Source organism: Hymenobacter aquaticus (genome assembly GCF_004765605.1).
Classification (GTDB): domain Bacteria; phylum Bacteroidota; class Bacteroidia; order Cytophagales; family Hymenobacteraceae; genus Hymenobacter; species Hymenobacter aquaticus.
The window spans coordinates 884,644-910,974 of the sequence record NZ_SRLC01000001.1 but is presented as its reverse complement, the minus strand read 5'-3'; the positions used below and the strand labels follow the sequence as shown (position 1 = coordinate 910,974).

Genomic DNA, 26,331 nt, shown 5'->3' with positions numbered 1-26,331 from the left:
CGCACAAAAAAGGCGGCCCCCGCAGTGCGAGGGCCGCCTTTTTTGTGCCTTACGCGGAGCGTTAGTACGGCTTGGCATCGTGGGCCGTAGCCTCGGCTTCGGCCACGGCTTCCGAGCTGCGGGCTTCGTTGGACTGGCCGCTGCCTTCGGCCTTTTTACCGCCTCGTGCCTTGTGCAGGCCTTCGGCCAGACGCTTGCCCCAGTCCGGGTCGCAGTTGGTGCAGAGCTCCACCATTTTGTCGCTCACGCGGCGGTCGGCGTCGGCCAGGGCTCCTACCATATTGTTGATCAGGTCGTCCCGCTCCCAGCCTTCGTGCAGGCGGTACCGCTCCCCGGCCTGCTTGAAGTTGTTTTGCCGGTCGATGGTCTGGCGCATCAGGCGGCCTTTGTACTCGGGCATGTGGTCGGGGGCGCTACGGGGCGCTTCCTTCAGGCCGTTGAGCGAGCTGGGCTCGTAGTTGATGTGCAGGTTCTGGTCGGGGGCCGAATCGACGTGGTAGGCCATCTGGCCGTCGCGCTGGTTGGTGGCCACGTGCTTTTTGGGCGCGTTGATGGGCAGCTGCAAATAGTTGGTGCCCACGCGGTAGCGCTGAGTGTCCGAATACGAGAACGTGCGGCCCTGCAGCATCTTGTCGTCCGAGAAGTCGAGGCCGTCGACCAGCACGCCGGTCCCGAAGGCCGACTGCTCCACCTCGGCGAAGTAGTTTTCGGGGTTGCGGTTGAGCGTCATCTTGCCCACGGGCAGGTGCGGGAACTGATCCTCGGGCCAGATCTTGGTGTCGTCGAGCGGATCGAAGTCCAGCTCCGGGTGCTCGTCGTCGCTCATGATCTGCACGCGCAGCTCCCACTCCGGAAATTCACCCTTGGCAATGTGCTCGAACAGGTCCTGGGTGGCGTGGTTGAAGTTTTTGGCCTGGATGGCCTCGGCTTCCGGGGCCGTCAGGTTTTTGATGCCCTGCAGCGGCTCCCAGTGGTACTTCACCAGCACGGCGTCGCCCTGGGCATTCACCCACTTATAGGTGTTCACGCCCGAGCCCTGCATCTGCCGGTAGTTGGCCGGAATGCCCCAGGGCGAAAACAGGAAGCTCACCATGTGCATGGCCTCCGGGGTGTTGCAGATGAAGTCGAAAATCCGCTCCCCGCTCTGCCGGTTCGTGACCGGGTCGGGCTTCTGGGAGTGAATCAAATCGGGGAACTTCATGGCGTCGCGGATGAAGAACACCTTCAGGTTGTTGCCCACCAAATCCCAGTTGCCGTCCTCGGTGTAGAACTTCACGGCGAAGCCGCGGGGGTCGCGCAGGGTTTCGGGCGAGTGGCCGCCGTGGCCTACCGTGCTGAAGCGCACGAACACCGGCGTCTGCTTGCCTTTTTCCTGGAACAGCTTGGCCCGGGTATACTTGGCAATGGGCTCGTCGCCAACCTTGCCGTAGGCTTCGAACACGCCGTGGGCCCCGGCGCCGCGGGCGTGCACCACCCGCTCCGGAATCCGCTCCCGGTCGAAGTGGCTGATTTTTTCGATGAATTGGTAGTTTTCCAGCGTGGCGGGGCCGCGGTTGCCCACGGTGCGCGTGTTCTGGTTGTTGGTCAGCGGATGGCCCTGGCGGGTGGTCAGGGTCTGGGCGCTTTCGCCCTCGGCCGTGCGGCCATCGTGCGAGGTACCCGCGCCGGTTACGGCCGTACCCGTGCCGTTGCCCGACACAGCGTGGCCGTTGGAGCCAGCGGAGCCGTTCTGGTTCTTTTCTTCGTTCTGTGCCATTGGTTTTTAGGATGGATTGGAAGTAGTAAAATACCAAAAAAGAACGACGATGTTTAACCGCCGGAGCCCGTTTGGGCGGCGTTCAAACCGCCAACGCCAGGCCTACCGACCAGTTTGGCGGGCTCCCGGCCGGGCCTAAGTTGTTTACTATGAGCTGGTCGGGGCCAAGCGGACTTAACAAGCTCAACAGCAAGGCTTTTGCCGCCTTCCGCCGTTCGTACCGCCAAATTTTACACCTTGTCTCGGCAGCCCCCGAAGGACAGGACAGCAAGGGCACCCGGCTAAAAAATGCGGGGGAAGGAACGATTTACCCCGCTTCTCACTTTGTGAGGCCACTTCCCGGCCGGACTGGCCGGGCCGGATCCACGCCAGCGGAGTACATGAAAAGAATGTTACGGTTCAGGAAAGCCAGGGCCCAGGAGCAGCTGGGCCAGCAGATTCAGGCGGAGCTATCCAAGCAGATGGAGCTGGTGGGCACGTTGTCGGCCGAGTGCCAGACCCGCACGCTGCACCAGTTGCGCGAGTGCCTGCCGTTGCTGCTGGCTTCGGCGCCGCGCCAGGTGCGCGGCTGGCAGGACAATGAGCACCACGGGGCATCCGTCAGCCTCACTTTCCGGGGCAGCTACCAGCTGATTCTCACGGTCTTTTGCCCGCCCAACGACGCGCCGGTGTGGTACCCCGACGCCAAGATTTTTATTTACCGGGGCTCCCAGCTGGCCACGTACCTGGCCTGCCACCACAGCCACCTGTGCGCGGCCCTGCACCGCAGCCTGCAGGTGATGAGCCAGCCCCAGCCGGCCGAAGCCACCCAGTAACCGGGCTCGTCAGTGGCCCCGGGCCAGCAGCACGATGCCCACCACAATGCTGACCAGGCCCAGCGCCTGCGGCCACGTCAGCGCCTCGCGCAGCACTACCAGCCCCAGCCCGGCCGTGAGCAGCACCGAGCCGCCCACAATCACGGGCGTGCCCACCGACGACGACACGCCCCGGCTGAACACCACAAAGGTCAGGATTTCGGCCAGGCCCACGCCCAGCCCGGCCAGCGCCGCCAGCAGCAGCCCTTTGTTGGTAATGGGCAGCGGCTGGCCCTGCAGCTTCAGGCGCAGCAGCCACACCGCCCCCAGGGCCGCCGCTACCAGCTGCAGCACCACGGCCCCCACGGCGGCCGGGATATGGTCGGCGGCCAGCTTGATAAAGAAGTTATAGAGCGCCAGGCACAAGGCCGTGAGTAGCGCCAGCACCAGCCAGGGCATGCTACTTGAGGCGCTCCAGCAGCTCGTGCTGCAGCTGCTGCCAGTTAGCGTAGTCATCCTTGCTGGCCCACTGCTCCTGTAGCTCCGACTTCTGCAGGATGGCCTCTACCGCGGCCGTGGCCAGCTCGCGCAGATCCTCACTTTCGGCCGCGTCCAACTTTACAATCACCGGAATCAGGTCGACGGGAAACTCGCGGGCGGGCTTGCCCAGGATGGCAGCCACGATTTCGGCGGCGGCCAGGGCCTCACTGGCCTCATTGGCTTCCAGGGCGCCTTCTTCCTCGGCGGCGGTGGCCAGGGCCTCGTAGAGCACGGCCTCGGAGTGGTTGTCGCGGAAATCCTCGGCGAAGTCGGCCGCCGCGTCGTTGTCGAAGTTGTAGTAGCCCCAGGTGCCCATAGTTTCAGTTTTGGTTGGTTTACGAGGATGTTGATACGGGAAAGAGAGCCGCAGGCCGCATTATACCCGTAATTTGGCGGCGGCCTACTGCTCAATTCTACGCGGCCGAAGCAATGGAAGACTGTTATCGGGCTTATGGTGAAGTGGATACCCGGCTCGGCCTAGCTATGTTGCAGCAGTATTTTCCCGTCAGCCGAATTAGAGGATCGGTTCACTACCCGGAAAGTCAACACCTGCTTCTAGAGGACGAAGACTCAAACATGACCTTTGAGAGAGTGGAAAATGGTTTTTTGATCAGCGCGGATGCAGCATCTAGCCGAAGCTTATACCAGATCTGTCAACATGCTTCGGCTATTCTGGCGGCTCAACAGCTACGCCATCGAATTGAGTTGTACGACTTGGCCCAAGAACAATACGAGTACTTGGACTATCAGTGGCCTCAATAAGCGTTAATCAGGGCAGCAGGTTTCACCGCGGATTATGGTTGTGCTTATTGCTTGCCAGCATCCGCTTAGCAGCCACTACCTAAACTTCTCCTTCAATAGCTCAATCTCCACGGCCGGCGAAATCTTCTCGTAGAGCACGTGGTAGGCCGCTGAGGTAATGGGCATGTGCACGCCGAGCTTCTTGTTCAGCTCATGGATGCTCTTGACGGCGTAGTAGCCCTCGGCCACCATGTTCATCTCCATCTGCGCCGACTTCACCGAGTAGCCGCGGCCAATCATGTTGCCGAAGGTGCGGTTGCGCGAAAACTGCGAGTAGGCCGTCACCAGCAAATCACCGAGGTAGGCCGAGGCCGACAAATCGCGCGGCTGGGGGTTCATGGCGTGCACGAAGCGGCGCATCTCCTGCACCGCGTTGCTGACCAGCACCGCCTGGAAATTGTCGCCGTAGCCCAGGCCGTGGGCAATGCCGCAGGTCAGGGCAATGATGTTTTTCATCACGGCAAAGTACTCGATGCCGTCGAGGTCCTCCATGGGGTAGGCCTTCACGAAGCGGTTGCGCAAGAGCAGGCTGAAGTTCTCGGCCAGCTCCAGGCTGGGCGAGCCGATGGTGAGGTAGCTTTGCTTTTCCAGGGCCACTTCCTCGGCGTGGCACGGCCCGGCCACCACCCCGATCCGCTCGTGGGGCAGCCGAAACCGCTCGGCCACGTAGTCGGTCACCAGCACGTTTTTGCTGGGCACCATACCCTTGATGGCCGAAATCACGCGCTTGTTCTTGAGCATGTCCCGGTCCAGCTTTTCCAGGGTGCTCTGCACGAAGGCGGCGGGCACGGCCAGCACCAGCCAGTCGGCTTCTTCCACCGTTTCCTTCAGGTCGGTGGAGGGAAATACGCGGCTCAGGTCGAAGGCCACGGAGGACAGGTAGCGCGGGTTGTGGCGGGTGCGCAAGAGGTGCTGCACGTCGTCTTTGCTGCGCATCCACCAGCCCACGCGGGCCCCGTTTTCGGAAAGTATCTTGGTAAGCGCGGTGGCCCAGGAGCCGCCGCCAATCATGGCTATTTTGTCCACCGGGGAATGGGAATTGAGGGAGTCAGGGAGCCGAGTTTAGGCAAAAAAAATGAGAGGCCGGAAGCAGTACCTGCTCCCAGCCTCCCAACTAACCGAAAACGCGACTGTTAGCGTTTGGCACGCGCCCGTTGGCATTAGCCGCCCCGGGCCGCTTACTTGCCTTCTTCGGGCTCTTCCTTCAGGGCGGCCTTGTTGATGGTTTTGGCATCTTTCACCACCACCTGGCCCCCATCCTTCAGGGTTTTGGCCACGGTCCGGAACGGCCCGCTCACCACCTCGTCGCCGGCCTGCAGGCCGCTGCGGATTTCGATGTTGGCGAAGTCGCTGATGCCGGTTTTCACGGGCGTCAGCACCACCTTGCCGTTGCGCACCACGAAGACGACTTCCTGAATTTCGGTTTTGGGCGCGGGCTTGTTGCTGACCGGCACCGCCGCGCCTTTTTCCGCGGGCTTGTTCTGGGCCAGGGTGCTGTCGGAGCGGGTCGTGACGGCGGCCAGGGGCACGCTCAGCACGTTGCTTTTCCGGTCGGTAATGACGTCGACGGAGGCCGTCATGCCGGGGCGGAACGGCACCACGGTGCGGCCCTGCACCGTGCGCACCAGGTGGCGGTACGACTCGGGCAAGAGGCGGATGCGCACCTCGAACTCGGTAACGGCTTCGGCCGTCAGCGCGTCCTTGGCCGTGTTGGCAATGCTGGTCACCAGGCCCCGGAACTTCTCGTCCTTGCTGGCGTAGCTGTCCACTTCCACGTCGGCCGAGTCGCCGAGGTGCACGTTGATGATGTCGTTTTCATTCACGTTCACCCGCACTTCCATCGAGTTGAGGTTGGCGATGCGCATGATTTCGGTACCGGCCATCTGCGACGTACCGACTACCCGCTCGCCTTTCTCCACGTTGAGCTTGCTCACCGTGCCGCTCACGGGCGCGTAAATGGTGGTTTTGTTCAGGTTTTTGCGGGCTTCCTCCAGGCTGGCCTGGGCGCTCTGCACGTTGCTCTGGGCCGCCCGGATGCTCTGGCGGGCCGAGTTGATTTCCTCCTGCGAGGCGTCGTAGGCGGCTTTGCTGGCTTCGTAGTCGGCCTGCGAAATCACCTTCTGCTTGTAGAGCGAGGCGTTGCGGCGGTAGGTCAGCTCGGTTTGCTTGGCCGAGGCGATGAGCTGCTGCAACCGGGCCTGGGTCTGGCCCACGTTGGCGCGCTGGGTGCCCACCGTGGCCGACTGCACGTTCACCATCGCCTGGTAGTTGTCGGGGCGGATGCGCAGCAGCAGCTGGCCCTTCTTCACCGAGTCGCCCTCGGCTACATACAGCTCAATGATTTCGCCGGACACGTCGGGCGAGATTTTCACTTCGGTTTCGGGCTGAATCTTGCCCGAGGCGCTGACCTTCTCCACGATGGTTGTAGGCGCGGCCTTGGCCGTCATGACCTCGGTGCCGGCCGGCTGGCCCACCCAGCCCTTCTTTTTGGCAAACATAAAGCCGCCGATCATCACCACGACGAGGGCGAGAAGAATGTACAGTAAGCGGTTATTTTTCATGTGTAAATCAGGAGGCGAATCGGCGGAAAGTTGGGGCAAAAAAAGGAAGAAGCCAGTAGCCCGGCTGAAATTTCCGGGCTACTGGCTTCTGGTCAGGATACAATCAGATTACAAACCCAGACCACGGCCTTCGTAGAAATCCAGCACTTTGCGCCGGAAGATGAACTCGTATTTGGCCTGAATCATGCTCGATTCGGCCCCGTAGAGGTTGTTTTTGGCGATGTTGAAGTCCGTGCCGTTGAGCAGGCCGTTGTTGAAGCGGATTTCGGCGTTGCGGTAGGCCGTGCTCAGGGCTTCGGTCTGGCGCTTGGCCGCCGAGTAGCGCCGCTGGGCCGCCACGGCGTCGGCGTAGGCCTGCTGAATGCTCTGGCGCAGCTCCAGGCGGGTCTGCTCGGCCCGCAGCTCACTCTGCTTTACCCCGATTTCGGAGCGCTGCACGTTGGTGCGCACCTGGAAGCCGTTGAGAATCGGCACGCTGAGGGAAAACTGCAGCTGCTTGCCGTAGTTATTTTTAAGCTGGTTGATGAAGCCGTCGGGCAGACTTTTGTAGCCCGGCTGAAAGGCCACCGCGTAGGTGTTGGGCACCGGCGTCCGGATTTGGGTTATCGGATCGACCGTGAACAGCGGAAACTGCCCGGCCTCTTCCAGCTCCCCGGTAAACACCGGGGTAGTCCGCGAGGAAGAATAGCCCGAGAAAAGGCTTCCGCCGAAGGTCAGGCGCGGGTAAAAGGCACCGCGGGCCACTTCCACGGTGCGCAGCGAGCTTTGCACCCGCAGGTCGGCCGCCTTGATTTCGGGCATCAGCCCCAGGGCCGTCTGGTACGTGCCGTCGGGGTTGGCTACGAACCGGACCTCCTCGTCGGGGTCGGGCAGGGCGGGCACGTCAATTTCGAAGCCCGTGGGCGTGGCCAGGTTCAAGAGCTGGGCCAGCTGGAGCTTGTAGAAAGCCACCTGGTTTTGGGCCGTAATGACGTTGAGCTCGTCGGAGGCCAGCTGGGCCTGGCTGTCGAGCAGGTTGCTTTCGGCCACGCTGCCAGCTTTGAGCAGCTTCTGGGTACGGGCCACCTGCTGCTGGCTGCTGTTGACGCGCGCCTCGTTGGCCCGCACGATTTCCTGGGCCAGCACCAGCTGCAGAAACGACGAGGCCACGTTCAGGGATATGTCGTTGCGCGACTTCTCAATGTCGCTCAGGCCGGCCTGGTAGTCGAGCTGGTTGCGCTTGATGGTGTTGCGCAGCTGGAAGCCCGAAAACAGCGTGACCTGGGAGGCCAGCGAAAAGTTGTTGTTCCGGGTGGTCTGGTCCTGAAACTGAAAGGTCAGCGGGTCCACGTTGGTGCCGTAGTTCCAGCTCTGGGTGGCGCTGGCATTGGCCGAGGGCAGCAAGGCCGCCCGGCTCTGGCGCAGCACCGCGTCGGTATTCTCGACCGTGAGCTGCTGCTGGCGGATGGTCAGGTTGTTTTGCAGGGCCACGTCGATGGCGCGCTGCAGGGTGTAGGGGCCGCTGGGAGCGGCGGCGGGCAGCGTGCCGGCCGGGGGCTGGGCGGGCGGGGCCGTTTGGGCCAGGGCGGGCAGCCCGGCCGCGCTCAGCAGCAGGGCACCGGCGCTGGTGGTGGCTAGCCGGCGCAAAAACGGGGTACGAGGTGTTTTCATAGCGAAGAGGGCCGCGGAAAGCTACGACCGGAATTTAATTATTCAATATTAGGAATATAAGTGACGCGGTGTACCCAGCTCAGCTGCCGCAGGTACTCCAGGGTGATTTGCTTGATGCCCGAATCCATTTCGATGAACTGCCGGGCCGCGTCGTTTTTGCCCTTGCGCGAAACGAACATGGTGGCGATGTTGCAGTCGTCGTGGGCAATAACGCTGGCAATGAAGGCAATGGAGCCGGTCCGGTCGTCGGCGTCGACGATGAGCGTGTGCAGGGAAGCCGAGAAATCGGACGGAAACCCGTCGACCTCCACGATGCGGATAACCCCGCCCCCGCGGCTCTGGCCGATGACCTCCACGCTGTGGCCGGTGCGCTCGTCGCGCAGCTGCAGGCGGATGGTGTTGGGGTGCATGGTCGAGGCGTTGCCCACGCTCTGGAACGTGTACTGCAGGCCCGCCTCCCGGGCGTGCTCGAAGGCGTCGCGGATGCGCTTGTCGTCGGTGGCCATGCCCAGCAGGCCGGCCACGATGGCGCGGTCGGAGCCGTGGCCTTCGTAGGTGCGGGCAAAGGAGTTGTAGAACGTAATGGTGGCATGCGTGGGCAACGAGCCCAGAATGCGGATGGCGGCGCCGGCAATGCGCACTACCCCCGCCGTATGCGAACTGCTGGGCCCGATCATCACCGGCCCAATCATGTCAAAAATACTGCTCTTTTCGGCCATAGTGGGCTAAAAGTAGGGGTTTTGGGCGGGATACCAACCAAACGGGCCGGGGTTACGTAAGAGCCCGGCCCGGTTTCGCTCAGTAGATGGTTGTGGCGGGCCTAGGGTTGCCTGCAACTGGCAGATTCGGCGGCTTTTTCGTTCCTTGTGCTTCCGTTTCCACCCAAACGGCTTTTCTCTCCCGCCTCCAACCATCCACCCAATGTCTCTGCCACAGGACGAATTTTCGCCCGCCGTGCTCGAACAGCTGCGCCGTTTGCAGCAGAAGTACGCGGCCGACGGCCAAGACCTCGCCGGCTACCTCGAAGGCCTTTACCACGCCGATTACGTCAATTACTGGGACTACATCGAGCTGGACACGCTGCTCTCGTTGCAGCGCCCCCTCACCCAGATTCCCGACGAGCGGATTTTTATCATGTACCACCAGATTACGGAGCTCTACTTCAAGCTCTGCCTCTGCGAGTACGAGCAGATCGGGCAGCTCCGGGAGCCCACCGTGGGCGAGCTGGTCTTGCGCCTGGGCCGCATCAACCGCTACTTCGAGAACCTGATTGACTCGTTCGACGTGATGGTCGACGGCATGGACAAAAGCCAGTTTCTGCAGTTTCGCATGGCCCTGATGCCCGCTTCGGGCTTTCAGAGCGTGCAGTACCGCATGATTGAAATTGCCTCTACCTCGCTCGACAACCTGCTCAACAAGGAAAAGCGCCGCCTGCTGGGCGAGGCCGCCGCCCACGACGAGCTGATGGGCTGCATCTACTGGAAAGCCGGGGCCACCATCGAGGAAACCGGGGTCAAAGCCCTGACTTTGATTCAGTTCGAGGAGAAGTACACCCAGCAGCTCAGCCAGCACGCGGCCCAGTACCAGGACCGCAACGTGTGGACCGTGGTGCAGCACCTGAGCGCGGAAGACCAGCAGCACCCCCGCCTGCTGCGCCAGCTCAAGCTACTGGACACCAACGTGAACATCAACTGGCCGCTGATGCACTTTAAGTCGGCGGTCCGCTACCTGGAGCGCGACCCGACGGCCCTGGCCGCCACGGGCGGCACCAACTGGAAGAAATACCTGCCTCCCAAGTTCCAGAAGCGCATTTTCTACCCCCAGCTCTGGAGCGCGCAGGAGCTGGAAGACTGGGGCAAAAGCTGGGTGGAAAGCATTCTGGAAGAAGCCCACGGTTAGCTTTTTACATCCGGCACTCAGCTTTACGGCGCTGGGTGCCGGTTTTTTTTAGGTACTTACCGCTACCACATTAAGACGCTGCTATACCTATGCTCAAAAACTACTGTATCCTGGCCGGAATGTTCCTCGGCAGCCTCACGGCCGGCGCGCAAACTACGAGCGGCACCGGGCCCCGCTACGCGCAGAGTGATGCGCTTCTCGCCCCGAACCGCCTCAACGAGCGGCCCCGCTACGGGGGGCTGGTCAAGACGGCGCAGCAGCTGGAGGCCGACAAAACGTTTGTGGCGGAAGCTTTGCGGCAGTATGGCAACGCCCCGGCGGCGGCTCAGGCCCACGTCAACTTTGGCTGGCATTACCTGGCCACCGGCCACCTGCCGACGGCCATTAAGCGCTTCAACCAGGCGTGGCTCCTGGATTCGACGTCGGCGGACGTGTATTACGGCTTCAGCGCCTACCTGCACCAGCTGGCCCGCCCAGTGCAGGCAACTCAGTATGAGCAGCTGGCTCAGCGCCACGACCAAGGCAACGCGGCCCTGCTAAGGTACTACGCCAGCCTGGCCTACGGGCAATCGGTGCGCCGCGACTACGCGGGGGCCATTGCGACCAACCAGCGGATTCTGGCGCTGGATGCCGACAACGCTTCTGCGCACAGCCGCATGGGCTACTTTTTTATGCAGCAGCAAGATACAGTCCGCGCCAGCCACCACCTGAGTCGGGCTGTCGAGCTGAACCCGCAGGATTCGGTTTCCTTTCTGGATCGGGGCTGGGTACGCTACCAGCAAAAAGCCTACCCCCAGGCCATAGCCGATTTTACGCGGGCTATTGGTATCAACCCCCACTACGTCAGCGCCTACGCCAACCGGGGCCTGGCGTATGCCGACGCGGGCAACCTGGCCGCGGCCATTGCCGATTGGCAAACGTGCCTGGGTTTGGTAGCGCCCCGCGACCAAGGGGAATTTTACTTGATGATGGCGCATGCCAAGCTCAAAGCCAACGATAAGAAGGGGGCCTGTGCCGCTTGGCAACAAGCGCTGCTGGTAGCCGTGACGCCCGACGGGGAAAAGCAGATACGCCGGCTGATGAAAAGCAATTGCCGCTAGAAGCCGCCCTGAGCCCGCGTAAAAACCCGGGCGCAAGCATCTTCGCCGCCGCCCCGACGTAGTAGGCGGGTATTCCACTCCTTACCGCCGCGCTACGTATGAGAAAGGCACTACTCTTCCTGGTATTTGTATGCCTTCTGCAGCCCTGCCGGGCCCAGGACGACGCGCCCGAAAAGCCCCGCTACGCCGGCCGGCCCCCGACGGCCGCCCAGCGCCAGGCCGATGAGGCCTTCGTGGCCCAGGCCCTGAAGCAGTACAAAACCCGGGCCGCCGCCTCCGAAACCTACGTGGACGAGGGCTGGAGCGCCTTTTACCAGGAAAGATACGGGCAAGCCCTGCAGAGCTACAACCGCGCCTGGCTGCTGGACTCGGCCAGTGCCAACGTGTTTTACGGCCTGAGCGCCTACCTCACCCGGCGCGGCACCCCGGCCCAGGCCGAGCACTACCTGGCCCTGGCCCAGCAGCGCGACCCGCAAAACCGCGGGGCCCTGACCTACTACGTGCGCCTGGCCGATTTGCAGGAAAAGCTGGGCGACCAGGCCGGCGTGCTGGCCTCCTACCAGCAGGTCGTGCGCCTCGACCCCGATAACGCCAGCGCCTACCGCATGCTGGGCACGGCCTACGGCGCCCTGCAGGACAGCGCCAAAGCCCGGCAGCAGCTGCAGAAAGCCCTGGCCCTGAACCCCCGCGACTCGGTGACGCACCTGAGCCTGGGCCAGCTGGCCTACGCCCGCCAGGACTACGCCCGGGCGGTGGCCGCCTACTCCCAGGCCATCCGGCTGAACGCGCGCTACCTGGATGCCTACGCCGCCCGGGGCCTTGCCTACGAGCAGCAGGGCCAGCTGGCCCAGGCCGTGGCCGACTACAATAAATGCCTGGAAATGGCCGACTTCCTCGACAAAGGCCAGTTTTACCGCATGGTCGGCATTGCCCAGATCAAGCTGGCGGACCCCAGCGCCTGCGAGTCGTTGCGGCAGGCGCTGAAGTGGGGCGACGCGGCCGTGGGCGAAAAGGAGCTTAAGCGCATCATCAAGGAACACTGCCGCTAGGCGGGGCTGGTAGCGCCGGGCCCCGTAGCTGCGGGGCCCGGCGCCCGGGGCAGTAGGTTATTCCGATCGGGTGGCGTTTCTTCGGGGTAGTATTATACCCTTTTGCCGTATCCCGATGCCCCGCTTATTGAGCTGTATCCTCCTGCTACTTTCAGGGTTTGCCGGGTTTGCCCAGCAGGAGCCCGGGCCTCAGATTGCAGTGGAGGAAGTAAAATACAAGGACGGCAGTACGGTGCTGACGGCCACAAACCGGGAATTTGCCCCCTGCACGATCTTTCTGGAAGCCGAGCTGCTGCACATGACCAGTGACGTGGCCCTGCCCGCCAAAATTGTGGTATTTCCTTCCTCCAAGCCCCGCGTCATTGCTCACTTCACCCCAAAAGAGCAGTACCTGACCCACACGTACAAATACTGGTATGGGGCGCAGCTGGGCATCTGCAACGGCAAGAAGCCCGACACCAGCTTCGTATATCGGTTGCCTTTTCAAACGGGAACCACCAGCACCGTGCTGCAAGCCACGGCCGTCGACTCCACCCAGGGTAAGCTCTGGAGCACTCATGTTATATTCGGGCTGCCCGAGAACACGCCCGTGTGCGCGGCCCGGACCGGCATCGTAACCTACGTCCGCCAGGATTCCGACAAATCTGGGGGCCGGGGCCGCCGGTATGATGCCAATATGATAGTAGTGTTTCACGACGACGGGACCTACGCGGTGTACACGCACTTTCGGCAGCACGGAGCGGCGGTGCAGAAGGGCCAGCGCGTCAACCAGGGCGACGTACTGGGTTTCTCCGGCAACACCGGCTGGGTGCGGCAGCCCTGCTTAGGGTTTAGTGTGCAATACAGCGCCGAACCTGATCCGCGCATGGTGCCAACCCTATTTCAGACTGCTACAAGCCCCGGCCACTACCTGAAAACGGGCCAGACGGTCACCCTACCTTAACCCGCTCAGCTCTCCATACGCCCGGCCCGCTGGGTGTCGGGCATGCGCCAGTAGACCAGCAGGGAAAGCGCGGCACAGAACGTCACGTACCAGTAAAACCAGGTTTCCACGCCCAGCTGCTTGGCCTGCAACGCCACGTACTCGGCCGAGCCCCCGAAAATGGCGACGGTCAGCGCGTAGGGCAACCCCACGCCCAGGGCCCGGATGGCCGTCGGGAACAGCTCGGCCTTCACCACGGCGTTGATGGACGTGTAACCGCTCATAATAATCATGGCAATGATGAGCAGGCCCAGGGCCGCCCATTCCGAATGGGCGCGGCCCAGCAGGGTCATCAGCGGCACGGTGCCGAGCGTGGCCCCGACGCCAAAAAACAGCAGCACCGGCCGCCGCCCCACCCTATCGGACAAGGCTCCGAACAAGGGCTGCAACACCAGGGCCACGGCCAGCGTGACAAAGGAAATCCAGGAAGCCTGGGCCTTGCTGAAGCCAGCGGTATTCACCAGAAACTTCTGGGCGTAAGTCGTGAAGGTGTAAAACACGATGGTGCCGCCCAGCGTGAGGCCCACCACGGTCAGGATTTCCTTGGGGTAGCGCAGCAGCACTTCCAGCTTACCCGGCTCCTGCGGCTGCGTTTCTGCCCGCTGCTCCTGCTTGACAAACGAGTCGGTTTCGTCCATGTGCCGCCGCAGATACAGCGCCACCAGGGCCGCCGCCGCCCCGATGACGAACGGCACCCGCCAGCCCCAGCCGTACATTTGCGCCTCGCTCAGCGTCCGCTGCAATACCAGCTGCACCGATAAGGCCAGCAGCTGCCCGCCCAGCAGCGTCACGTACTGAAAGCTGGAGAAGAAGCCCCGGTTTTTGCTGTCGGCCATTTCGCTCAGGTAGGTGGCCGAGGTACCGTATTCGCCGCCCACGCTCAGGCCCTGCAGCAGGCGGGCCAGCACCAGCAGCACCGGTGCGGCCACCCCAATCTGCTCGTAGCCGGGCGTAAGGGCAATCAGCAGCGAGCCGCCGCACATCAGCAGCACCGACACGACCAGGGCCGCCTTGCGCCCGTGCCGGTCGGCATACACACCCATCAGCCAGCCGCCCAACGGCCGCATCAGAAAGCCCACGGCAAACACGGCGGCCGAGTTCAGCAGCTGGGCCGTGAGGTTGCCCTTGGGAAAAAACGCGGGGGCGAAATACAGGGAAAAAGCCGAGTACACGTACCAGTCGTACCACTCCACCAGGTTGCCGATGGAGCCGCTGACGATGGACTGGATGCGGGACGCCATGCTGCGGGCGGGCGGCGCGGCGGGAAGGGTTTCGGACATAGAAATGAGGAAAAGAACGTAGCGCGAACTGTGTAGTCCGCGTCCCCGCGCCAGTCGGACAACAGTCGTTCCGGGGCGCGAGCTACACAGTTCGCGCTACTACAGCCGGCCAAGGTAGCCCGGCCCGCCGAAACTCCTACCTTTGCCGCCGTTGTTCTTGGTTTGATTTCAATCAGACGGCGCAGGGTTTCCGGGTAATACCGGAATTAATAGGGAACCGGGTGCGAATCCCGGACAGACGCGCTACTGTAAGTACCAAGTTGGTTTTCACCCTGCTACAGCCCATTGCTCCGCCTGCCAGCCGGGGTGAGAAGGGCGGTGAAAACCGGTATAAGTCAGGAGACCTGCCCCGCGCCGCAATGATAAGGCTGCCCTCGCGCTATGGGGTCCTTGTCGGGTGCTGGTGGGTTTCGGGCGGCGGGTGCCGGGCGTTTTGGCGCGCCGGGCCGCCGTTGGGGCTGCTTTTTCTCGATAAGGATGAATAGGGCACGGGCGGCCGGAAAAATCGACCGCAGGACGTTTCTTTTCCTCCTTTTCCCAGTCCTATGCTCACGCTCGACGAGAAAATTGCCCGCGCCGAAACGCGTATTTTCAAAGCGGTATTCCCCAACACCACCAACCACTACGACACGCTCTTTGGCGGCGCCACGCTCCACATGATGGACGAAGTGGCCTTCATCACGGCCACCCGCTTTTCGCGCCTGAAGATGGTCACCGTGTCCAGCGACAAAGTCGATTTCACCCACCCCATTCCCGGCGGCACCCTCGTCGAGCTGATCGGCAACGTGGTGCGCGTGGGCAACACCAGCCTGCAGGTGCGCGTCGACTTGTTCGTGGAGCAGATGTACTCCGAGGAGCGCACCAAAGCCGTGACGGGCACGTTCACCTTCGTGGCCATCGACCACGAAAAGCGCCCGGTGCGGATTCTGCCCGAAGCCGTTGCAGCCGAGTAGTTTGGTTAGTGATTAATTGTCGTGTCGACCAGCGGGAGACATCTCGCGTGGCTTCGTTGATAAGTAATCAGACGTCAGCACGCGAGATGTCTCCCGCTGGTCGACATGACGATTCACTGAACAACTCTCCGGCTTGCGTATCTTTGCCCCGAAAAGCTCCTTTACCAAGAAGGTCTAAAGGCTAAACACCTTTCACCCGTTATGTCCGAAAAACAGGAAATTGAGGCCCTGCTTCCCCCGGAAGTGGCCTACGACGAGTACGCGCGCTACCGCGCCCTGCTGGCCGCCGCCGGCCTGCAGCCCGGCCAGGCCGACTTTGTGCACCTGCGCAAGCGCAGCATCGACGCCCGGGGCCGGCAGCCCCTGGTGCGCCTGCGGGCCGACATCTGGCGCACCGCCCCGCCCACCGACTTATTCGGCCCCTGGTTTCAGTACCCCGATGTAAGCCGGGCGCGCCGCTCGGTGCTGATTGTGGGCGCGGGTCCGGCGGGCTTGTTTGCCGCGCTGCGGGCCATTGAGCTGGGTATCAAACCCATCATACTGGAGCGGGGCAAAGACGTGCGCACTCGCCGCCGCGACCTAGCGGCGCTCAATAAGGAGCACCTCGTGAATCCCGACTCCAACTACTGCTTCGGCGAAGGCGGGGCGGGCACTTACTCCGACGGCAAGCTCTACACCCGTTCCACCAAGCGCGGCGACATTCAGCGCATCCTTAAAATACTGGTGCAGCACGGCGCGACCACCGACATTCTGGTCGATGCCCACCCCCACATCGGGACCAACAAGCTGCCGCTGGTAGTGGCCGCCCTGCGCGACTCGGTGCGGCAAGCCGGCGGCGAGGTGCACTTCGATACCCGCGTCACGGACCTTATTCTGGACGGCAACCACCTGCGCGGGGTGGTGACGGCCGCCGGCGCGGCCCTGGAAGCCGACGGCGTGATTCTGGCCACCGGCCACTCGGCCCGGGATATCTACGAGCTGCTGCACCGGCGCGGCGTGCGCATCGAGGCCAAGCCATTTGCCCTGGGCGTGCGCGTCGAGCATCAGCAGGAGCTCATCGACCAGGCCCAGTACCGCCGCCGCGACCGGGGCCCGCTGCCGGCAGCATCCTACTCGCTGGTACACCAAACCCAGTGGCAGGGCAAGCAGCGGGGCGTATTTTCGTTTTGCATGTGCCCCGGCGGCTTTATCGTGCCGGCCGCCACGGCGCCCGGCGAGGTGGTGGTGAACGGCATGAGCCCCAGCCGCCGCGACTCGCGCTACGCCAACTCCGGCATCGTGACGGCCATTGAGCTGGAAGACATGGACCTGAAGCGCTACGGCGCCCTGGCCGGCCTGCATTTGCAGCAGCAGATTGAGCAGCGCGCCTGCCAGCTGGCCGGCAACACCCAGCTGGCCCCCGCCCAGCGCCTGGGCGACTTCCTGCAAGGCAAAGTTTCCGCCGAACTGCTGGATACGTCCTACCAGCCCGGCCTCGTGTCGGTGCCGATGGACCAGGTGCTGGGCCCGGGGCTGGCGGCCCGGCTGCGGCAGGGCTTCGAGAACTTCGGCCGCAAGATTCCCGGCTACGCCACCAACGCGGCCCAGATTGTGGGCGTGGAAAGCCGCACCTCGGCCCCGGTGCGCATCCCCCGCGACCCGGCCACCTTGCAGCACCCCGAAACCCAGGGCCTGTTTCCCTGCGGCGAAGGCGCCGGCTACGCGGGCGGCATCGTGTCGGCGGCCATGGATGGGGAGCGGTGCGCCGAGGCCGTGGCGGCCCTGGTTTCTCGTTTTTAGGGGTGGTTTTTTGATTTTTTGGCGCCAGAATCCGTTTAAGACCTAACGCCTTCGTAGCGCCTGCCCCAGCTCAGCCCAACCAGCTTGAGACTGTGGCCAAAAACCAAAGACAAACAACCATCAATTAAGATGAAAAAGACCCTTGTTCTCGGCGCCAGCGACAATCCGGCCCGCTATTCCTACCGCGCCGTGCACCAGCTCAAGCAGCACGGCCACCCCGTGGTGCCCGTCGGCATCCGTAAAGGCCAGGTCGCCGGCCTCGACATTCACACCGACCGGCCCCAAGCCGGCGACATTGATACCGTGACCCTGTACGTGGGCCCGCAAAACCAGCCCGCCTGGTACGACTACATCCTCGATCTGCAGCCCAAGCGCATCATCTTCAACCCCGGCACCGAGAACCTGGAGCTGGAGCGCCTGGCCCAGCAGCGCGGCATCCGGACCGAGGAAGCCTGCACGCTGGTCATGCTCAGCATCGGCAATTATTGATTTACTTATCCTGTTTTTCAGCAAGCAATACCAAGCTCAGCTACTCCCGGCATGCGACTGGACAGTGGGCGGTACAAAAAAAGCCCTTCGTAGCGGAGGGCTTTTTTTGTACCGCTGCAGCATGACCCTAACTGAATTTAATGCGTCGGCTGCTGACAGGAAACAGCCCTTAACTAAATATTGAGGCGCATATCTGAGCTGGTGCCGGCGCACGACCGGGGGTGTCTTCCTGTATTTTTATCCGAGTCCTGACAGCGGCTTTGACGTGGAACTGCACTACCCGCCCGGCTCGCTGAACAACGTGCGGGCCCATGCCTTTGCCAGCCCTCTACCTCTACAAACCGAACTGGCGCTGTGGCAGCCAGCAACGCTGGCACCGCAATAGGGCGGCTACAGGCCGGGCCAGCTGCTGTCGCTCAGAAGCTTTTTCAATTACCGAAATAAAAAAGCCCCGGCTGATGCCGAGGCTTTACTCTATGGATAGAGTATGCTTAGTGCTCTACCAGGACTTTGTGTGTTTCAACGTTGCCCCGGCCCTGGACCCGCAGATAGTACAAGCCCGCCGGAATGTGCCGGGTGGTAATCCACTGGTGCGTATCGTCCTGCCGCTTGCTGACAGCGACTTTCCTGCCCAAGGCATCATAGAGCTGACAATACTCATCGGTCGCAACGACCTGTGCCAGGGAAATAGTCAATTCCATGTTGACAGGGTTAGGATATACATCCGTTTGCCGGATCATACTTGAGGCTGCAGCCATAGCAGGCTCTTCTTGCAGCACGGCGCCGGGTGACGGAAAAGCCTGAGTACATTTATTTGCCTCCCAAGTGAGGTAATGAATTTTGTTTCCGGGGCCGATGTAGAACATGCTGTTATCAGGTTGTCGCACCAGCCCCCAGGCGCAGTTCTGGACTTGGCTATACTCTTCGCGCTGCCAGCCGTTGTTCACGGCACCACTACAGTAGCGCACACTTTTGATGCTATTGTAGCCAGCATACAGGATGGAGCTGCTGCCGGCGACGGTAATGCTACCCCAGGCATCTTGGGAGTTCGTAACCGCCTGACCAGCTTGCTGAGTTACGTAGGGCTCCGAAAAAATACCCCACCGGGGCGCAGAGTAATTATGATTGTACTTGAGGTAATAAACGTTGCCCATCGTAGTAATGTAGTAGAGGACAACAGCTCCTGAATCATCGGTTTTTTCTACCGCCAAGCTACTGTATGCATCCACGACCGACGTCTGATTGTCGGGCGCCTGCCAAGACCATTCGTATGAACGCAGGGCTTTGATTCGATTGTTTGAGATATAGAATATGGTACCCATATTGGGGCACGCTATGGCGCCATCCACCGCATCAACCGGCGACGCGTATTGGCTCAAGTCCACGTGTTCCCACACCCTGTTCGCCACGTTCTGCTTTATGTACTGTAGCTTGTTATCGGTGCTTCGGTAAAAAATGGTGCGGCCATTCACCCGATTTTGGATGGGACCGGAGCCTTCAACCACCAGATTTCCGGCTACGTTTGCCGTCACTCCATTTGTAGCAGAGCTAGTGGAGTAATGAGTCCATGTATTATTAGGATTGTACTGGCAGTAGTCAATTGTGTTTGAGGTAGAGCGGTAGAAGAGTAGCCCCTTCTCACAAAACACTAAATCGCCGGCCACATTCGTCACGCTGGGAATGGTACCATGAATCCAATGGGGAGACGTATTGGTTGGCTCCGTACCCCATCTGGCGAAGCGAATTTGTCCACCACTGGACCAAAAAATGGAGCCGTCAGACTCAATAGCAATGTTGCTCTGGGATTGAGCCGGCGTATTAGGCGCTGTATACAAGGTACCGGCCGCGTAGGAATCGTTATTATCATAGTCTCCGCGCCACAGCTCCAGGATTCGCTGGGGTTCTGTGTTGGCAGGGGTCGCATTGAAACGGTAGTGTGAGCGCCGCGCAGGCATTTGAAAATGCACATTCGGCGTGTTACACGCCATCCACCTATAGATATAGCGCAGCAGGTCCGCGCGGTAAGCTTGGGGCTGATTCGTAAACCAGGCGATTTCGTCCCAACCGTACATGCGCGTGGGGGCTAGGTTGGGAGCATCGGCGGAACTCACGCCATTATCTAGTTCAAGTAGCAGCAGCCGGTCATTTCCGTCCGTTCTTCCGGAAGGGCCATAGTAGCCCGAGTTGCACACGTTCATTACAAGTTGCACCCCTTGAACTGGTTGCTGGTAAAAGCTATTTGAGCCTGCTTGCAGCGTACCGTTGGCATCCTGATGAGTCATTGTCATCACCTCCTCGGCACCGAGAGGATAGGTGTAGAAGTCAAACAGATCAACCAAGCCATTGTACAGCATTTTTTTCTTGCTGTGACAGTCGAGGTACACGTACCCCTTTCGTGCTCCCAGACGATTATTGTACTGGGCAAAACCATTGGGTGCTGCTACTCCATTCGCGGCAAAGGCTCTGATGCGGTCAAACAAATCTTTAGTGTAGGCATACTTCGCTCTTCCCGTCAAGGCTCCGGTGGAGTTCCGCCCAGCGGAATCAAGGGCTGCAATTAAATTCCACTGGCCCATGTGCAGGGCTTCTATATCGGTCGCAATGTAGCTGCAGGCCCTGTAGTAGAGCCACATACGCGCCTGCAGCTTCGTTACGTCCGGCACCTGGAAGGGCTGATCGTTGTCGCCTGCATTAGGATCGAAAGCAGAATCGAAGGCAATATCCCTCAGGCAGAATTTCTGCTGAGTTGTGGGTGGATCCAAACCAAAACCTTTCCATACCCAATTGGGAATCAACATGTTATTAACATTCTCGTTCACAATTTCAAACACTGCTCCCTGAATGATTCTATCCGGATGGCCATCCAACAGCCGTTGACTATTGGCATACGTTCGTGCAAAATGCCCGTTATCACTGCCTTCGTAGGCAGTGTTAGTGGGGTCAAAAACATCGTTAAAGTTTGTATCTCCCCACCAACTCGAGGCCCGGCCAATAAACTCAGCGCCGATATAATTCAGGGAAGCAATGTCTTCCGTTCGCATGGCTTCCGTGTACGTCGGAATGGTAGCGGTTCCAGAAGTAGTCATACCGCCACAAACGCCTACACTCGTAACAGCTTTACGAAGAGCATTTTGCAGTCGTGCTTCTCGGGCAGCAGGCAGAGGATGTTGCGCGTGAACAGCATTGATCCATAGGCCGATAAGCAAGAAAAAGAGACAGGTTTTTTTCATCAAAAAAGAAGTATGCTAGTGGAAAAATCAAAACTATTAGAAGGCCTCTCAACAACGTTACATTTATACCAAAATCATTGACAGTAAATCAATTACTCCAAATAAAATTAACCTCATTGCCACAGACGCACAAGGAAATAAGGGCTTTAAATGTGACACCATGTAAGCTTGATTGGATGGCTCCACCACATAGCCGCTGATTATTTTTTCCTCCCAGGCAACCCCGCCCCGGCCGGCCGCATCTACCCCGCCAAACACCTTCCTATCGTTCGACTCTACTCTGCTTTTCCCGTGACTGACGCCGACCTCATTGCTGCGTGCCGCCAAGGCAGTGGCCGTGCCCAGAAACTGCTCTACGAGCGGTTTGCGGGCATGATGCTGGGCGTATGCATCCGGTATCTGCGCCGCCGCGAAGACGCGGAGGAAGCCATGCTGGGTGGGTTTGCCAAAGTGTTCCGGGCCCTGGATCAGTACCGGCACGAGGGCAGCTTCGAGGGCTGGATCCGCCGGATTATGGTGAACGAGGCCCTGGGGCAGCTGCGCCGCAAAGAGCCCCTGCACCTGGCCATCGACGACATGGTGACGGACGTGCCGGCCACGGCCGCCGAGGCCGAAAGCAACCTGAACGCGGCCGATCTGCTGGCGTTGCTGGCTGATTTGCCGGCCGGCTACCGCACCGTGTTCAACCTCTACGCCCTGGAAGGCTATTCCCACCCCGAAATTGCCGAGTTGCTGGGCATTTCCGAGGGCACTTCCAAATCGCAGCTCAGCAAGGCCCGCGCCATGCTGCAGCGCCGCCTGGCCGCCGTCAGCCTGAGCACTTCCACCTCCTCACCGAAAGAATATTATGCAACCGGAAGATATTGATAAGCTGTTTCGCGACCAGCTGCAGCACCACGCGCCCACCCCGCCGGCCTACCTCTGGAACCAGCTGGAGGAAGAAATCCGGCCGGCCAAAAAGCGCCCGGCTATGTGGCTCTACGCCGCCGCGGCCATGATTGCCCTGCTCATCGTGGCCGGCGGCGGCTGGCTGCTGCGCCCCAGCGGCACCGAACCCGCGGCCGGCACGCTGGCTAGCACTACGGGTTCGGCTCCGCAGTCGAACCCCGTTACGGGAGAAGAAAAAAGTGCCGCAAAAAAATCTGCCGGCCCGCAGGCAACCGCCGATCCGGCGTTTCCATCTAGCCGCTTAGAAGACCCGACCAACCCATCGGCAGTAGCCGCCGCCCCGGTTCCGACTCCGGCTTCCGCAGAGCAAGCCACCAGCGCCCGGACGTCGCAGCCGGCTTCCCGGCCCGCCGCTACCGTTAACCGGCTGGTCGCGCAGGCTGCCGCCAAACCAACCCCAGCCACTGGCCCGGCGCCGGTACCGGCCCAGGCCGTGGCCCAGGTTGCTTCCGCCGCTGTTTCGGTGCAACCGGAGCACCGCTCAGCCCCGGAAGTGGCCGCCACCCCAACGCCTACCCCCGTCTCCCCCGCCCCCACGGGCGCTATCGAAGTGGAAGTGCACCGCGGCACGGAAGCACCGGTAGTCGTAGCCGCCGCGGACGCGCAGCCCCGCTACGAGTCGGATTCGCACCTCAAAAACCTGTTTCACAAAGCTAAAACGGCCGTGAAAGACGGCCGCGTGAAGCTGCCCAAAGTCGAGTTGCCGGAAACCGTCACCGTTCAGGTGAACGTGTTCAATCACTCGGCCACCAAAGTCATTCAACTCTGAGATTTTCAACTCCCTACGTCATGAAACGTTTTTCCTGCCTGTTGGCCCTGCTGCTGCTGACAGTTCTGGCGGCTCCCTCCCGCTCCCAGGCCGCTTCTAAGCCGGCCAACGACGATACCATCGTGGTGAAACTGCCCAACCAGGCCACCATGACCCTTTACACTAAGAACAAGGAGCAACTGCGCGAGCTGCGTACCTACCGTCTCGATTCGCTGATGGCCCTGCTGGACCGCTACATTCACCAGGCCGAGCTGGCCAGCAAAAATGCCGGCAACAGCCCCGTGACCATGGAGTTTTACCCCGCCAAAGACCGGCCCGGCACCCAGGCCCCCGAGCAGATCCGGATAACGGTGCGCAACGAGGAGCCCGCCACCAAAGTGGCCCTGAAAAACTACAAGTTTGGGCAGGTGTTCAGCATCTCGGTGAAGGAAGGTGCCAAGAACGGCGACAAAAAGGAAGACGACGAAGTGTCCATCAACATCGAGCGTGACCATTCGCACCGGGGCGACTCGCTGCGGGAAGCTTCTCGCCGGGCCAAGCGCGAGGAGCACGCCAACCGCGCCGTGCACAGCAACTTCTCCCTCGACCTGGGCCTGAACGCGCTGACCAACCGCTCGGGCCGGGCCGAAGAGGAGTTTGACCTGAAGCCCACCGGCTCGCGCTACGTCAGCCTGAACTGGCACTACGATATCCGGGTGGGTGGCCGCCGCAGCCCGCTGTTTCTGGTGCTGGGCCCCGAGCTGGCCTTCAACAACTACATGTTCGACAAGAACCGCCGCCTGCTGGCCCCCGACTCCCGCACCACCATCGTGCAGGACCCGCTGCTGAGCCTGGAAAAAAGCAAGCTGGCCACCACCGTCATCAACCTGCCCTTGATGGCCAAGCTCAACTTCCAGGACAAAACCGGGCACGACGCGTTCCGCATCGGCGTGGGGGGCTTCGGCGGCTACCGCCTGGCCAGCCACACCAAGATTAAGTACGAAGACGAAGGCAACACCCGCAAAGACAAAGACCGGGGCAGCTTCAACCTGGAAGACTTCCAGTACGGGGTGCAGGGCCTGATCGGGGTGCGGGGCATCGACCTGTTCGTGAAGTACAACATGAACGAGCTGTTCAAAAACAACCGCGGCCCCCAGGCCCAGAGCATCAGCTTCGGCATCTCGATTCTGGACTAACGGCTGGTAACCGTGGGCAGCAACTCGGGCCGCTGTGCCCCGCCTGGTCCGGGGCACAGCGGCCGCGGCGGGGAATCAAACGCGCGGCGCCGGGCCGCATTGAGCAGAGAGCGGGCCATGACAAAAAGGAGAGTGTAAAACGTCCCTTTTTGTCATGGCCCGCTCCATTTCCGAAATTGGCACCCTGGTACGAGAAAAGCCGGTCCCCGAAGCTGGCTTCCGCAATCAAGATACCGTAAATTCGCATTTTGCTTCTTTTCGGTACCATTTGCACCCTTTTTGGATGAAACTCGGCCACGCCCGCGTCAGTACCAGCGAACAAGTCCTGGACCTGCAACTCGACGCCCTGCGCCAGGCTGGCTGTGAGCTGGTTTTTACCGACACCGGGGCCGGGGTGCAGGCTCACAAGCTCAGTCGGGAACGCAACGTGCTGGTGCCGCGTACCTACGCCGGGCTGGCACCGCGCTACCAGCAAATTGGCCCCGCCGTGCGGAAACCCTACGAGGCAGGCCAGCATTCTACCCGCCAAATCATGGATAACTTCCAGGTTGGCTCCCGGCGTACCCTCTACAGAATACTGCGCTTTGCCGGCTGCCCGATTACCAGCCCGCGCGTTGGTAGCGCGGTGTCAGCCCACCCGAGCCCGGCCCGTGCGTAGCGGGGCCGCTCACCCGGGGCTGCTGCGCGCCGGCCTGCTGCTGGCATGGCTGCTACTGGCCACCCTGCGTAGCGCCGCGCAGGGCGGTCCGGTCGTTGGGCGCGTGGAGGTGCTGCCCGACCGAGGCTACGCCTGGCCGCGCGTGCTGCACGACCCAACGCTGGCCTTCGCCCCGGCCGACTCCCTGCGCCCCGCCCAGGCCCGCCGCTTCTGGCTGCGGCTGGCCGTGCGCAACCCCAGCCGCTACAGCGAGGATGCCCAGCTCACGGTGCTGCCCGCGCTGGACAACACCTTCTACTTCGTCGACCAGAATACTCGCACCTGGCATTCACGCCGGGCGGGCGTGGCCGTGGCCACCGATAGCCAGTGGGTGAAAGGCGGGCTGCCGCTGCGCCTGCCGGCGGCCGCCACCACCACCTGCTACGTGCTGGTGCGGTTGGGCGCGCGCGCCTCCTTGCCCCCGGCAATAAGCCTGCGGGTGCAGCTGGCACCGGCGGCCCAGGCCCGGCAAGCTGACCTGTTTTCCTACGTGGCCTGGCTGGTGGCGCTGGCCGTGCTAGGGCTGCTGCTGCTGCTCAACGCGCACGCCTACCTGCGCCGGCCCGACCGCCCCACCGCCTGGTACCTCTGCGGCCAGCTGGGAGGCGTGCTCTACCTGACGGCCTATCGGGGCATATTCAAGCAGTGGTGGCCGGGCCCGACGTTTAGCCAGCTGGTGCTCTCCTCCGGCCGCAGCTATGCCTACACCCTCAACAGCGCGCTGATGCATCTGAGCGTGGGCCTGCTGCTGCTGGGCCTGGTGCAGCTCACGCGCACCTACCTGGGCACCCGCGCCCGCCTACCCCGCCTCGATGTCGCCCTGCGCTGCGGGCTGGTCGGCTACGGCCTCTTTACGTTGGCGGTAGGGGTCGTGAACCTAAGCGGCTTTTACCTCGACCAGTACTCGCTGCTGCTCGACAACCTGCTGGTGCTGGGCCTGCTGGGGTTGCTGCTGGCCACCGCAGTAACCGCCGACCGGCGGCAACTACCGCTGGCCCGCCCCTACCTGCTGGCCAACGTACTGCCCCTGCTCGGCGTGCTGCTGGCCGCCGGCTACCACGTGGCTGTCACCGTCGATAACGACGGAAATGCGCTGCCCCACCTGGCCCTCGTTGCCCACGCCTTGAGCTTCTCCCTGGCCCTGAACATTCACCTGCAGTACCTGCAACGGGCGCTACTGGCCACCGAGCGCGACGCCGCGGCCCTGGCCCTCGATATCCGGCAGCAGCAGCTGCGCCACCGCGAAATCGTACTGCAGAACAGCCACATTCAGGCCGCCCTGCGCGCCGACCAGCAGCAGCTCAGCGCCGACCACCGCCAGCAGCAAGCCGCCAACCATGCGTTGCAGCAGCAGCTCGAAGCCAACCAGCGCGAGCTGGCCTCTACTGCCCTCTACGTGGAGCAGAAAAACGCGCTGCTGGCCGAGCTCAAGAGCCAGATCCGGGAGCTGAACAAGCAGCGGCCCGACCAGCAGAAAGACTTGGCCGGCATCCAGGCGGTGCTCAACAGCCACACGTACCTCGATGAGGACTGGGGGCGGTTCAAGGTGCATTTCGAGCAGGTGCATCCGCGCTTCTTCGAGGAGCTGCAGGCGAAGTACCCGGCCCTGACCCCGCACGAGCAACGGCTGGCCAGCTACTTCCACATTAACCTGGCCACCAAGGAAATTGCGGCCCTGCTCAACATTGACCCGGCCAGCGTGCGCCGGGCCAAAACCCGCCTCTTCAAGAAGATTGCCGCCGCCGGCGCACTGCCGCCCCCCGAGGCCGGACCGCCGCCGGCAGAATAGCGGGCCCGGGCCGTTGCGCCGGGCAACCGCACGACATCAGAAAACAAGCGTCTGAGAGCCAGCAACTCACGTGAGTTGTCTACACTTTGT

At 61.9% G+C, this 26,331-nt stretch carries 22 protein-coding genes and 1 riboswitch; of the genes, 13 read left to right on the top strand and 9 right to left on the bottom strand.

Going from position 1 to position 26,331, the window contains the following annotated elements:
- Positions 1-61: 61 nt before the first annotated feature.
- Positions 62-1,756, bottom strand: a complete 1,695-nt coding sequence (locus tag E5K00_RS03700; protein WP_135461808.1) for a catalase — start codon at positions 1,754-1,756, stop codon at positions 62-64.
- 380 nt (positions 1,757-2,136) lie between these two features.
- On the opposite strand from E5K00_RS03700, the gene E5K00_RS22755 reads away from it, so the two are divergent.
- On the top strand, positions 2,137-2,571 hold the full coding sequence (locus tag E5K00_RS22755) for a hypothetical protein (protein WP_167856742.1): 435 nt from the start codon (positions 2,137-2,139) through the stop codon (positions 2,569-2,571).
- Between the two features lie 9 nt (positions 2,572-2,580).
- Here E5K00_RS22755 and E5K00_RS03690 read toward each other — a convergent pair whose 3' ends face one another.
- The 6 genes from E5K00_RS03690 to sdaAB form a co-directional block, all read right to left on the bottom strand.
- On the bottom strand, positions 2,581-3,009 hold the full coding sequence (locus E5K00_RS03690) for an EamA family transporter (RefSeq protein WP_135461804.1): 429 nt from the start codon (positions 3,007-3,009) through the stop codon (positions 2,581-2,583).
- Between the two features lies 1 nt (position 3,010).
- On the bottom strand, positions 3,011-3,406 hold the full coding sequence (locus E5K00_RS03685) for a DUF4259 domain-containing protein (protein WP_135461802.1): 396 nt from the start codon (positions 3,404-3,406) through the stop codon (positions 3,011-3,013).
- A 521-nt stretch (positions 3,407-3,927) separates the two neighbouring features.
- A complete protein-coding gene (locus E5K00_RS03680) occupies positions 3,928-4,917 on the bottom strand; it encodes an NAD(P)H-dependent glycerol-3-phosphate dehydrogenase (RefSeq protein WP_135461800.1) in 990 nt (329 codons plus the stop codon).
- 152 nt (positions 4,918-5,069) lie between these two features.
- Complete coding sequence (locus E5K00_RS03675; RefSeq protein WP_135461798.1) at positions 5,070-6,452, bottom strand: efflux RND transporter periplasmic adaptor subunit; 1,383 nt, start codon at positions 6,450-6,452, stop codon at positions 5,070-5,072.
- 108 nt (positions 6,453-6,560) lie between these two features.
- Entirely contained in the window at positions 6,561-8,102 is a 1,542-nt protein-coding gene (locus E5K00_RS03670; RefSeq protein ID WP_135461796.1) for a TolC family protein, read from the bottom strand.
- A gap of 38 nt (positions 8,103-8,140) precedes the next feature.
- Positions 8,141-8,821 (bottom strand): L-serine ammonia-lyase, iron-sulfur-dependent subunit beta, encoded by a 681-nt coding sequence (gene sdaAB, locus E5K00_RS03665; RefSeq protein ID WP_135461794.1) that lies wholly within the window; start codon positions 8,819-8,821, stop codon positions 8,141-8,143.
- Between the two features lie 202 nt (positions 8,822-9,023).
- Here sdaAB and E5K00_RS03660 point away from each other — a divergent pair, with 202 nt between their 5' ends.
- From E5K00_RS03660 to E5K00_RS03645, 4 genes are all read left to right on the top strand, one after another.
- Positions 9,024-10,001: a tryptophan 2,3-dioxygenase family protein gene (locus tag E5K00_RS03660; RefSeq protein ID WP_135461792.1), complete on the top strand. Its 978-nt coding sequence runs from the start codon at positions 9,024-9,026 to the stop codon at positions 9,999-10,001.
- 89 nt (positions 10,002-10,090) lie between these two features.
- Entirely contained in the window at positions 10,091-11,101 is a 1,011-nt protein-coding gene (locus E5K00_RS03655; RefSeq protein WP_135461790.1) for a tetratricopeptide repeat protein, read from the top strand.
- A gap of 98 nt (positions 11,102-11,199) precedes the next feature.
- Positions 11,200-12,150 (top strand): tetratricopeptide repeat protein, encoded by a 951-nt coding sequence (locus tag E5K00_RS03650; RefSeq protein WP_135461788.1) that lies wholly within the window; start codon positions 11,200-11,202, stop codon positions 12,148-12,150.
- Between the two features lie 127 nt (positions 12,151-12,277).
- Positions 12,278-13,093 carry a M23 family metallopeptidase gene (locus E5K00_RS03645; RefSeq protein ID WP_167856741.1) on the top strand — a complete coding sequence of 272 codons (816 nt, stop codon included), beginning with the start codon at positions 12,278-12,280 and terminating at the stop codon, positions 13,091-13,093.
- A 5-nt stretch (positions 13,094-13,098) separates the two neighbouring features.
- Here the strand turns inward: E5K00_RS03645 and E5K00_RS03640 are convergent, their stop codons facing one another.
- A complete protein-coding gene (locus E5K00_RS03640) occupies positions 13,099-14,373 on the bottom strand; it encodes an MFS transporter (RefSeq protein ID WP_394346324.1) in 1,275 nt (424 codons plus the stop codon).
- 206 nt (positions 14,374-14,579) lie between these two features.
- Positions 14,580-14,778: riboswitch (cobalamin riboswitch) on the top strand.
- Positions 14,779-14,957: 179 nt separating this feature from the next.
- Between E5K00_RS03640 and E5K00_RS03635 the strand changes: the two genes are divergently transcribed.
- The 3 genes from E5K00_RS03635 (at position 14,958) to E5K00_RS03625 (ending at position 17,633) form a co-directional block, all read left to right on the top strand.
- Positions 14,958-15,365: an acyl-CoA thioesterase gene (locus E5K00_RS03635; RefSeq protein ID WP_135461782.1), complete on the top strand. Its 408-nt coding sequence runs from the start codon at positions 14,958-14,960 to the stop codon at positions 15,363-15,365.
- A 201-nt stretch (positions 15,366-15,566) separates the two neighbouring features.
- Positions 15,567-17,144 (top strand): NAD(P)/FAD-dependent oxidoreductase, encoded by a 1,578-nt coding sequence (locus tag E5K00_RS03630; RefSeq protein WP_135461780.1) that lies wholly within the window; start codon positions 15,567-15,569, stop codon positions 17,142-17,144.
- A gap of 129 nt (positions 17,145-17,273) precedes the next feature.
- Positions 17,274-17,633 carry a CoA-binding protein gene (locus E5K00_RS03625; RefSeq protein WP_135461778.1) on the top strand — a complete coding sequence of 120 codons (360 nt, stop codon included), beginning with the start codon at positions 17,274-17,276 and terminating at the stop codon, positions 17,631-17,633.
- A 491-nt stretch (positions 17,634-18,124) separates the two neighbouring features.
- Here the strand turns inward: E5K00_RS03625 and E5K00_RS03620 are convergent, their stop codons facing one another.
- A complete protein-coding gene (locus E5K00_RS03620) occupies positions 18,125-20,863 on the bottom strand; it encodes a T9SS type A sorting domain-containing protein (RefSeq protein WP_167856740.1) in 2,739 nt (912 codons plus the stop codon).
- Between the two features lie 291 nt (positions 20,864-21,154).
- On the opposite strand from E5K00_RS03620, the gene E5K00_RS03615 reads away from it, so the two are divergent.
- The 5 genes from E5K00_RS03615 (at position 21,155) to E5K00_RS03595 (ending at position 26,241) form a co-directional block, all read left to right on the top strand.
- Complete coding sequence (locus tag E5K00_RS03615; protein ID WP_135461774.1) at positions 21,155-21,730, top strand: RNA polymerase sigma factor; 576 nt, start codon at positions 21,155-21,157, stop codon at positions 21,728-21,730.
- A complete protein-coding gene (locus tag E5K00_RS03610) occupies positions 21,711-22,580 on the top strand; it encodes a hypothetical protein (protein ID WP_135461772.1) in 870 nt (289 codons plus the stop codon). Before E5K00_RS03615 ends, E5K00_RS03610 begins: the two co-directional genes overlap by 20 nt.
- Before the next feature lie 20 nt (positions 22,581-22,600).
- A complete protein-coding gene (locus E5K00_RS03605; RefSeq protein WP_135461770.1) occupies positions 22,601-23,755 on the top strand; it encodes an outer membrane beta-barrel protein in 1,155 nt (384 codons plus the stop codon).
- A gap of 154 nt (positions 23,756-23,909) precedes the next feature.
- Positions 23,910-24,413, top strand: a complete 504-nt coding sequence (locus E5K00_RS22945) for a recombinase family protein (protein ID WP_210114273.1) — start codon at positions 23,910-23,912, stop codon at positions 24,411-24,413.
- Positions 24,406-26,241: a 7TM diverse intracellular signaling domain-containing protein gene (locus E5K00_RS03595; protein ID WP_135461768.1), complete on the top strand. Its 1,836-nt coding sequence runs from the start codon at positions 24,406-24,408 to the stop codon at positions 26,239-26,241. The genes E5K00_RS22945 and E5K00_RS03595 overlap by 8 nt, the downstream gene beginning before the upstream one ends.
- The last annotated feature ends 90 nt before the right edge of the window (positions 26,242-26,331 follow it).

Excerpts from the sequence above, each read along its gene's own strand:
- sdaAB (WP_135461794.1), bottom strand. The coding sequence starts at position 8,821 with ATGGCCGAAAAGAGCAGTATTTTTGACATGATTGGGCCGGTGATGATC.
- E5K00_RS03605 (WP_135461770.1), top strand. The coding sequence starts at position 22,601 with ATGAAACGTTTTTCCTGCCTGTTGGCCCTGCTGCTGCTGACAGTTCTG.
- E5K00_RS22755 (WP_167856742.1), top strand. The coding sequence starts at position 2,137 with ATGAAAAGAATGTTACGGTTCAGGAAAGCCAGGGCCCAGGAGCAGCTG.
- E5K00_RS03670 (WP_135461796.1), bottom strand. The coding sequence starts at position 8,102 with ATGAAAACACCTCGTACCCCGTTTTTGCGCCGGCTAGCCACCACCAGC.
- E5K00_RS03650 (WP_135461788.1), top strand. The coding sequence starts at position 11,200 with ATGAGAAAGGCACTACTCTTCCTGGTATTTGTATGCCTTCTGCAGCCC.
- E5K00_RS03685 (WP_135461802.1), bottom strand. The coding sequence starts at position 3,406 with ATGGGCACCTGGGGCTACTACAACTTCGACAACGACGCGGCGGCCGAC.
- E5K00_RS03635 (WP_135461782.1), top strand. The coding sequence starts at position 14,958 with ATGCTCACGCTCGACGAGAAAATTGCCCGCGCCGAAACGCGTATTTTC.
- E5K00_RS03660 (WP_135461792.1), top strand. The coding sequence starts at position 9,024 with ATGTCTCTGCCACAGGACGAATTTTCGCCCGCCGTGCTCGAACAGCTG.
- E5K00_RS03610 (WP_135461772.1), top strand. The coding sequence starts at position 21,711 with ATGCAACCGGAAGATATTGATAAGCTGTTTCGCGACCAGCTGCAGCAC.
- E5K00_RS03620 (WP_167856740.1), bottom strand. The coding sequence starts at position 20,863 with ATGAAAAAAACCTGTCTCTTTTTCTTGCTTATCGGCCTATGGATCAAT.
- E5K00_RS03655 (WP_135461790.1), top strand. The coding sequence starts at position 10,091 with ATGCTCAAAAACTACTGTATCCTGGCCGGAATGTTCCTCGGCAGCCTC.
- E5K00_RS22945 (WP_210114273.1), top strand. The coding sequence starts at position 23,910 with ATGGCCCGCTCCATTTCCGAAATTGGCACCCTGGTACGAGAAAAGCCG.
- E5K00_RS03690 (WP_135461804.1), bottom strand. The coding sequence starts at position 3,009 with ATGCCCTGGCTGGTGCTGGCGCTACTCACGGCCTTGTGCCTGGCGCTC.
- E5K00_RS03675 (WP_135461798.1), bottom strand. The coding sequence starts at position 6,452 with ATGAAAAATAACCGCTTACTGTACATTCTTCTCGCCCTCGTCGTGGTG.
- E5K00_RS03640 (WP_394346324.1), bottom strand. The coding sequence starts at position 14,373 with ATGGCGTCCCGCATCCAGTCCATCGTCAGCGGCTCCATCGGCAACCTG.
- E5K00_RS03625 (WP_135461778.1), top strand. The coding sequence starts at position 17,274 with ATGAAAAAGACCCTTGTTCTCGGCGCCAGCGACAATCCGGCCCGCTAT.
- E5K00_RS03700 (WP_135461808.1), bottom strand. The coding sequence starts at position 1,756 with ATGGCACAGAACGAAGAAAAGAACCAGAACGGCTCCGCTGGCTCCAAC.
- E5K00_RS03630 (WP_135461780.1), top strand. The coding sequence starts at position 15,567 with ATGTCCGAAAAACAGGAAATTGAGGCCCTGCTTCCCCCGGAAGTGGCC.